General features: G+C 38.3%; 5 protein-coding genes. 2 read left to right on the top strand and 3 right to left on the bottom strand.

The genetic code is table 11. The features are described from left to right. Nucleotides 1-8: 8 nt before the first annotated feature. The gene (locus tag ESZ26_RS08385) at nucleotides 9-1,856 is read right to left on the bottom strand and encodes an AMP-binding protein (RefSeq protein WP_146799292.1); all 1,848 of its coding nucleotides are present in this window, start codon (nucleotides 1,854-1,856) and stop codon (nucleotides 9-11) included. A 531-nt stretch (nucleotides 1,857-2,387) separates the two neighbouring features. On the opposite strand from ESZ26_RS08385, the gene ESZ26_RS08390 reads away from it, so the two are divergent. Both ESZ26_RS08390 and ESZ26_RS08395 read left to right on the top strand, forming a co-directional pair. Then, on the top strand, nucleotides 2,388-3,794 hold the full coding sequence (locus tag ESZ26_RS08390) for a hypothetical protein (RefSeq protein ID WP_146799293.1): 1,407 nt from the start codon (nucleotides 2,388-2,390) through the stop codon (nucleotides 3,792-3,794). A 111-nt stretch (nucleotides 3,795-3,905) separates the two neighbouring features. Next, nucleotides 3,906-6,089 (top strand): prolyl oligopeptidase family serine peptidase, encoded by a 2,184-nt coding sequence (locus tag ESZ26_RS08395; RefSeq protein ID WP_146799294.1) that lies wholly within the window; start codon nucleotides 3,906-3,908, stop codon nucleotides 6,087-6,089. A gap of 226 nt (nucleotides 6,090-6,315) precedes the next feature. On the opposite strand, the gene ESZ26_RS08400 is transcribed toward ESZ26_RS08395, so the two are convergent. Both ESZ26_RS08400 and ESZ26_RS08405 read right to left on the bottom strand, forming a co-directional pair. Continuing rightward, nucleotides 6,316-7,140, bottom strand: a complete 825-nt coding sequence (locus ESZ26_RS08400) for a DUF2059 domain-containing protein (RefSeq protein ID WP_146799295.1) — start codon at nucleotides 7,138-7,140, stop codon at nucleotides 6,316-6,318. Between the two features lie 378 nt (nucleotides 7,141-7,518). Continuing rightward, nucleotides 7,519-7,671 (bottom strand): hypothetical protein, encoded by a 153-nt coding sequence (locus ESZ26_RS08405; protein WP_223271585.1) that lies wholly within the window; start codon nucleotides 7,669-7,671, stop codon nucleotides 7,519-7,521. Nucleotides 7,672-7,933 lie beyond the last annotated feature (262 nt).

Here is a 7,933-nt window from a genome sequence, read left to right on the forward strand (position 1 = left end):
TTCCTAATTTATAAAGTTGTATAATTAACCAATACAGGAAAGGCGATTAATAGCGTCGCCACTTTCTCTTTGTCTTGGATATTTGCTAATTGAATATGAACGACTTGTCCTTTTTCTGGATCAAATTCTGCGCTAACGTGGCCAGTGATATGATGGCTTTTTAATAAAGCATTGACGCTAAATTCGGTCGCTTTATTACGTAATAAAGGTTTAAACACTTTACCCACCGCGGTGAGCGGAAAACTGTCGAGTATGTCGATACGCTTTGGAATGGCGGCTCTTTCGTTAATATACGTTTGGCAATGGAGTAATAATTCAACGGCTGTCGTTTGCTGGGGATCTTTTACCACCACATAGGCAACCGGTATCTCTCCTGAATGGGCATCGGGTTGCCCAATAGCCACGGATTGAAGAACTCCCGCATGTGCCATTAAGGCATCTTCAATGATCTGGGGATCAATATTATGTCCACCGCGAATAATTAAATCTTTTGCGCGGCCAGTCAATTGAATATGTCCTAGGTCATTTATCAAACCTAGGTCTCCGGTATTAAACCATTCATCGTCAACCCATGCCCCTTCATTATCACTCTCGTTCAAATAGCCTTGAAAGATATTAGGCCCTTTAACCAGAATAATGCCGGGTTCATTGGCGTTACAAACACGACTAATTTTATTATCAATAACTTCAGCGGCAATCACTCGACTATAAGGTATACCATTACCCACTGAAACGCCTTCAACGTCATATCCGGGTAATACCCTAGCAACCACGCAAGATGATTCAGTCATACCGTAACCATTGGTGACATTACAATTAAAGCGGCGCTGAAAAGATAATTTTAGCTCAATAGGTAAAGGTGCAGATCCGCAAGCCGCATGTTTAAAACAACTAAGGTCGAGTTCCTCATCGGGTTGCTGCAGTAGAACAGAAATGATAGTCGGTACTGTCGGGAACCAGCACACTTGATATTTATGAACAAAATACCACCAGTTTTTAACTGTATTAGGGTTTCTAAATCCTTCGGGGGTCATAATAACGACCGTGCGACCAGCACAAAACATCGCTAAACTGGCGGCAATAACACCAAAAACATGAAATAAGGGTAAGGCGTTTAATACCGCAGAGTTACCATGATAGGCATTAAAACCGGCATAAACTTGTACAACAAAGCTAATATTATCATGAGATAGCTTAGCGACTTTAGGACGGCCCGTTGTGCCTCCGGTATGAAAGTACATCGCAATATCATCACCTTTTGGTTGAGAAGATCGCGCCAATCGTTCACTTGATTGTCCGGCTATCGCAAGATTAAAGTCTGTAACAGTAACCTGTTCATTACTCCCCTCACCATGACGGCTGTCGAGCACAAGTAACTGTTCAAGCGATGGTACTCGTGCAATAATTTCATGTACTTTTTTGCCTAATTCAGTCGTCCCATCAAGGGATACAGTGACTAATATTTTTGATTTTACTTCATTTAATATTTCAACAATGTGATCAACTTGCAAAAGATAATTAATCGGATTGGCAATACCCACAGCTTGAGCAGCCCATAAACTAAGATGATTTTCAGTTAAATTAGGCAGAAGAATGGAGACAACGTCATTGCGCTCAACACCAAAGGTTTTGTAAAGGTTGGCTGTTTGATTAATTTTTTTTACTAAATGGGTAAACGTTAATTCTTTAGCAACTTCATCTCGAGTAGCGGTTAAATGCTCGGCAATTGCTATATTTGTAGGATATCCATCTTGGGCATGGCAAAACACATCATAGGTAGTTTTACACTGATATCGCTCTTGGTAGCTTATTTTTTCTAAATCTGCCAGTAACTCTAATTCGTTTGGTTTAGACATTTAACGCTCACTCTAATACTCGTTGTCATTATTTATTATTACTACGACTGTAACCCAATAGTAATGTAGCTCACACATTCTGCAATGCGGAACTGTATTTTGCAAGAGTTATTTAAAAGACAATTTAAAAGACACTAAAATAGAATTAACTAAGTAATTACATAGCCTTAATTACTCTTCAATAATAAAGAGTCGAACATATCGCTTTAATTTTCCCTAATTGGATCATTTCACTTTTAACAACTGGCACTAATCTCAGTAAAAGAGGATAATTGCTAGATAATACAAACGAGCTTAAACGGCTATTAAGAGTATATACCTAATGATTTTTAATGATTAACCACTCAAGTTTACAAACCTTACTACAGAAATAAATAGAATTAGATTCCGCCAAGCGGTACCGTGTGATATGTTATTTTTAATACCCAAAGCTCATAATTTAATACTCGACAAAATAAAGCCACTAATGAATAAAATTAAACGGTTCTCGCATAAATCTGGCTCAAGAATAGCTATTGTCGAGTATGCAAAATGACAAAATATTTTGCTTGGTTATCGCCACTTTGCTTAGTCATTATTTTTATTGCAACACTAATCACTGAATGGTCCGGTTATCAGCCAACGGCCATGTTAGCCTTGTTTTTCTTAGTATTATTTATTTTACTCGAATGGAAAAATTTAGATTTAACCAGCAAAGTCATAGTATTGGTTGCGATTAACCTGACACTTCTCTTGTTGTTATTTTCACAGATATCACTATTACAATTAAATATATTATCGCGTGGCGTTGCTTTCTTTGCCTTTTTTTTAATTGCCCTCGGTCTTTTAAAAGAAGCCGCTATGACCTCAAATTCAGTCAATTTAACCGGTCTTATGCTCCTGCAACAACAACCTGTTAGGCGATATGCACTACTGACCTTTGCTAGTCATATATTGGGGATACTGATGAGTGTTGGCGCTATTAATTTACTTGGCACTATGATCCAACGAAGTTTAGATGATAATAAAGACATTGTTGATGCCCGTATCATTAATGCAAGACAGCGCCGTATGATGCTAGCAGTATTACGCGGATTTTGTAGTGTACCCCTGTGGGCGCCAACCTCAATCACTATCACTCTATTAGTTACCACCATTCCTAACTTGCAGTGGATAGATATTATTCCCTACGGCTTATACCTGACCTTTGCACTACTTTTATTCGGAATTTGGCTGGATAAAGTTCAAGCACCTAAGAATCTTGGCCATCTTGTACCGACAATGTCGAATAATTTGGCTGACTTGAAGGTCAGTTATCCAATTTTAATGGTGGTAATAACCTTAGCACTCGTTGCTGGCGCATTGATGTTAAGCACCTCTCTGCGCCCCATTGCTGCCGTATTAGTCAGTGCGCCATTGGTCAGTGTTGCTTGGATTTTTAGCCAGTATCAACGCAAAAATAATAAATTAAACGCCTTGCAGCTCACTGTAAAGCGCTTTAGCACCGACATTTTTTTTAGATTAGCGCTACAGCGTTCAGAAATCGTTTTCTTTACTAGCTCAGTGCTCATCGGACGCTTACTACTCACTGTGGTTGATCTTGACTGGTTTGCTCATCAGTTAGATCTTTTAGATATATCTGCAGCACTGATATTAATTGCGGCTTCATGGATAATTTTTATTGCGGCGCTGTTATTTATCAGCCCAATGATTTCAGTGACTTTAATGGCTGGCGCTTTATCTCAATTACCCAGTGTCGAAAATATGCCCGTTACCCTTGCCTTGGTGATGATGGTGACTTGGGCTGTCGTTGCAGGTAGTTCACCTTCTACTACCTCGGTTCGAATTAACGCCAAAATTACTCGAATATCTCCGACTCAAATGGGCCTTCAATGGAATGGTCTGTATAGTATATTAGTACTCTTGCTATTAGACTTTTTTGTTATCCTAATGGTGTAATAAATAATCACTAAAACACGCTAAATCAATTATTTCCGCTGCAACTTGTATGTAAAGCCGAACTCTGTTTATATTGATGTAAATTAAGCACAATCTGACCAGAAGGGAACTATGTCTGTATTGAATCACCCCAAGAAAACACTCTTATTATGCGCAGCACTTTCACTCACCGCTTGCCAAAATGATAAAGAACCTAATAAGGCCCCAGTAATGAAAGTGGAAAACCCTGATAAAACTATTAGCTATGACATCTTAGGAAAAACTGACCAAGATCATCTATATCTTGAAGAAGTTCTCGGTGAACAAGCATTAACTGAAGTAAAAAGCTGGAATACCCGCACCCTCGACCGCTTAATGGCAGACCCTTTATTTGAAAAAATGAATAGCGAAGTATTGGAAATTGTTAACAGCAAAGACAAAATTCCATACGCGTCTTATCGAAATGGAGAAGTGCATAATTTTTGGCAAGATGAACAACATGAAAGGGGGATATGGAGAAAATCAACCATGAGTAGTTACCTTTCTGACACTCCGGTTTGGCAAACTGTTTTAGACTTTGACGCGCTGTCAAAAAGTGAAAATAAAAACTGGGTCTACAAAGGCAATAACTGCCTTTCCCCTGATTATGAAATTTGCATGGTCAGCCTTTCTGATGGCGGTAAAGATGCCGTTATTCAACGTGAGTTTAATACCAAAACACAAACTTTTGTAACCGATGGTTTTATCACCCAAGAAAGCAAAGGCAGTATAGATTGGCTTGACAAGAACACTTTGATTATCGGCGTGGATTTTGGTGAAAACACCATGACAACGTCTGGTTATCCGATGGTTTCGAAACTATGGCAACGCGGTACTCCGTTATCGAGTGCCGTTGAAATTGACCGTGGCAAACAAACAGATGTCGGCTATTGGGGTGGCGTAACAGAGCTAAGTGATGGCCGCCGCGAAATCATTACTACCCGTGCATTAACCTTTTATGACACCGAGTATTATTGGTTTCCACGTAAAAGTGATGGCAGCATCAGTGAAAAAATAAAATTACCTATACCTAAAAAATCCAATTTAAGTGGTGAGTTTAAAGGGCAAATGATTGTCAAATTAAACGAAGACTGGCGTGGCTTCAAACTAGGCGACTTAGTCAGCTTTAACATTGATAATTTTATCAAAGATGGCAAAATTGACCTTATTAACCTTGTTTTTAGTCCTGATGAAAAATCTTCAATTGGTAACTTTGGTGTGACAAAGTCGAAAGTACTGATGAGCATCTACCATGATGTAACTGGCTCTGCTTATCAATTTGATTGGCATGACAATAAATGGACCGCTAAAAAATTAGACTTTCCATCTAATGGTTCCGTCTCAATTGGCAGTACCAACAGTAAAGAAGAAATTGCTTTTATTTCAGCAGAGAGCTTCCTTGATCCTGACACACTTTATACTTACAACACCGCAACAGGTAAAAAAGCTAAAGCGAAATCTTTACCTAGCTGGTTTGATGCTGCAAGCATGATCAGTGAACAATTTTTTGTTTCTTCAACCGACGGTACTCAAGTCCCCTACTTTGTGGTTAGACACAAGAACACAACGTTAGACGGTAAAAACCCAACCCTTTTGTATGGCTATGGCGGCTTTGAAGTTTCTCTAAACCCAAGTTATTCAGCGACTCGCGGAAAGTTATGGTTAGAAAGAGGTGGTGTCTATGTCCTAGCCAATATTAGAGGCGGTGGCGAATATGGACCTAAATGGCATCAGGCTGGTTTAAAAACCAATCGCCAACGTATTTATGATGATTTTATTGCTGTCGCTGAAGATTTAATCGCCAAAAAAATAACCTCTCCTGAGCATTTAGGTATCGAAGGTGGCTCAAATGGCGGCTTGTTAATGGGGGTGATGTTTACTCAACGTCCTGATTTATTTAATGCAGTTATATGTGCTGTGCCCCTGCTTGATATGATGCGCTATCATACCCTGTTAGCCGGTGCCTCATGGATGGGCGAATATGGCGATCCTGAAAATGAAATTGAAGGAAAGTTTTTGCGCAGTATTTCACCTTATCATAATATTGACCCTGGCGTAGATTACCCAGAAGTCTTCTTTATAACCTCGACTAAGGATGATCGTGTTCATCCTGGACATGCTCGAAAAGTGGCGAAGCGCATGGAAGATCAAGGACATAAATTTTTATATTATGAAAACATTGATGGTGGCCATTCTGCTGCTGCCAATCTTAAAGAAACCGCTAAGCGAATCGCACTGCAACATACTTATTTAATGCAAAAGTTAGCAAGTAATTAACAGTTTTATAGCGTAAAACTGATTGTAGTGCCAAGATAATTAGCAGTATTTGTCTAATCATAGTCGGTTTATTAAAGTCTGTTTAACGTTGTTAAACAGACTTTATTATTAATAGCAGTAACGAAATTTTCTCATCAATAGCTATAAGAAATTTCGTTTCTGTACCTTTATTTAAAGCACCTTGCTAGGCTAATATGGGTGAATAAATATCCATAACCTTAAAATTCTAGCTTTTCTCTTTAGATATCTGATGAATAAGTGATATACCCCACTCACTCATCCCATCGCCAATAGCACCGACCATTAGCGACAAATACTTTTTCCCGGTAGCTTGCTTATAAAAGTGACTATACTCATTTAAATCTTCATTACTGATGTCACGATAAATAAAATATGATGTTAAAACCATTTGCTGTTCCATAGCAGGTTTTATATTGACAGCCATTTGTTCTAATTGAGCATCGAGCTGCGTAGCAAGCTCAACATTTTCTGGTTGGGTGACTTTCAAAGCTTCAAACATATTTTCTAACATTGTCATCATCAAATTCATCCCTTGTTCGACTATTTCTGATGACTCAACATAATGAATAATTACTTTTGTTCTCTCGGGAGATGGCGGGGTTGATTGTAACTCAGCCATATAAAGCATTAAATTTTGCTGGAACTTTGGATCGGTAGATTGAAGTTCAGCACTTACAACGCGAGAAGCAAGATCACTATCCAACCATGAAAGAATCGCCTGTAGTTCAGCTAATGAAACATTTTTCCTTATGTTTTCAGTCATTTTTTTAAGCATCACATCAGGATTGAATGACGATACAAACACTTGCATAAATCTTTCATGTTCAACTGGGTTTTTAGCCGTTAAAGCCATTTGCTGTCCCATCGCTTGCAACTGTAGCGGTAGTCCTTCAATTGACTGGGTTACCCCTGACTTATCCATTAACTGATATATTTGTTTATCCGTTATCTGATCATTTGCATACGATGTTGTGATGATAAACGACACTAAAATAATGCAGAGACCTATAAACGTGGTAAATTTTTTCATGTTGTTCTCCTGGTTTATTAAACAATATGTTTAAAAATCTTTAGTGACTTTACCATTAGAAGTAAGTCGCTAAATTCCATTACAGACTATCTATAAATACAAGTTATGCCCCCTTATGTTGCTTTGGATTTAAACTAATAATGAGTAAGCATTTGCCTTTACTCATTATTGAATGACTCATTGAGTATAGTAAATAAATCAATCATCGGATTACATTTAGTGCAACAGCTACAAGAGCAAATATAAAATGAGTACTGGCAATCGAATTTGATATTTAAAAGCTTAGCAAGATCTCAAAACTAAAACGTAACATATCACCCGATAAATTACTGTTAGAACTAAACCAGATATAAATACCTTATTGTTTATGCAAGTTTATCAACCTAATAAGCTAGTCGCTTTTGTATTGCCAATAATGGCTAATTGAAACTTATCAAGCGGTTGTTTGTTCGAATATGTTTGAGTTAATAAGGTCCCTTTGAATAATTGATGCCAACGTTGTAATACCTCTTCGGTTGACCAGCTTTTCATCTGCTCACTGTCGTAAGCGTCTGGGGAAAGGCATCTAGCCTTGTTTGAAGTTCCAAGGTAACAGATGAGTAAGGTTTTCAGGCTTCTTAGCAAGTTCATCTAGACATGTTTGTAAATAGTTATCGACCAGCAAGCCGTAAGGGTATAGCTAACGACACCTAGCCGCGCTGAATATTCCAGGGTAACAGCGGTTCAAGGTTGTTTGGTTGCTCTGCAATATGTTGTAAGCACTGTGATATATAGTCATGCACGACTATGCCGT

Source organism: Colwellia hornerae (assembly GCF_007954355.1).
GTDB classification, from domain to species: Bacteria; Pseudomonadota; Gammaproteobacteria; order Enterobacterales; family Alteromonadaceae; genus Colwellia_A; species Colwellia_A hornerae.

Excerpts from the sequence above, each read along its gene's own strand:
- ESZ26_RS08390 (WP_146799293.1), top strand. The coding sequence starts at position 2,388 with ATGACAAAATATTTTGCTTGGTTATCGCCACTTTGCTTAGTCATTATT.
- ESZ26_RS08385 (WP_146799292.1), bottom strand. The coding sequence starts at position 1,856 with ATGTCTAAACCAAACGAATTAGAGTTACTGGCAGATTTAGAAAAAATA.
- ESZ26_RS08405 (WP_223271585.1), bottom strand. The coding sequence starts at position 7,671 with ATGAAAAGCTGGTCAACCGAAGAGGTATTACAACGTTGGCATCAATTA.
- ESZ26_RS08400 (WP_146799295.1), bottom strand. The coding sequence starts at position 7,140 with ATGAAAAAATTTACCACGTTTATAGGTCTCTGCATTATTTTAGTGTCG.
- ESZ26_RS08395 (WP_146799294.1), top strand. The coding sequence starts at position 3,906 with ATGTCTGTATTGAATCACCCCAAGAAAACACTCTTATTATGCGCAGCA.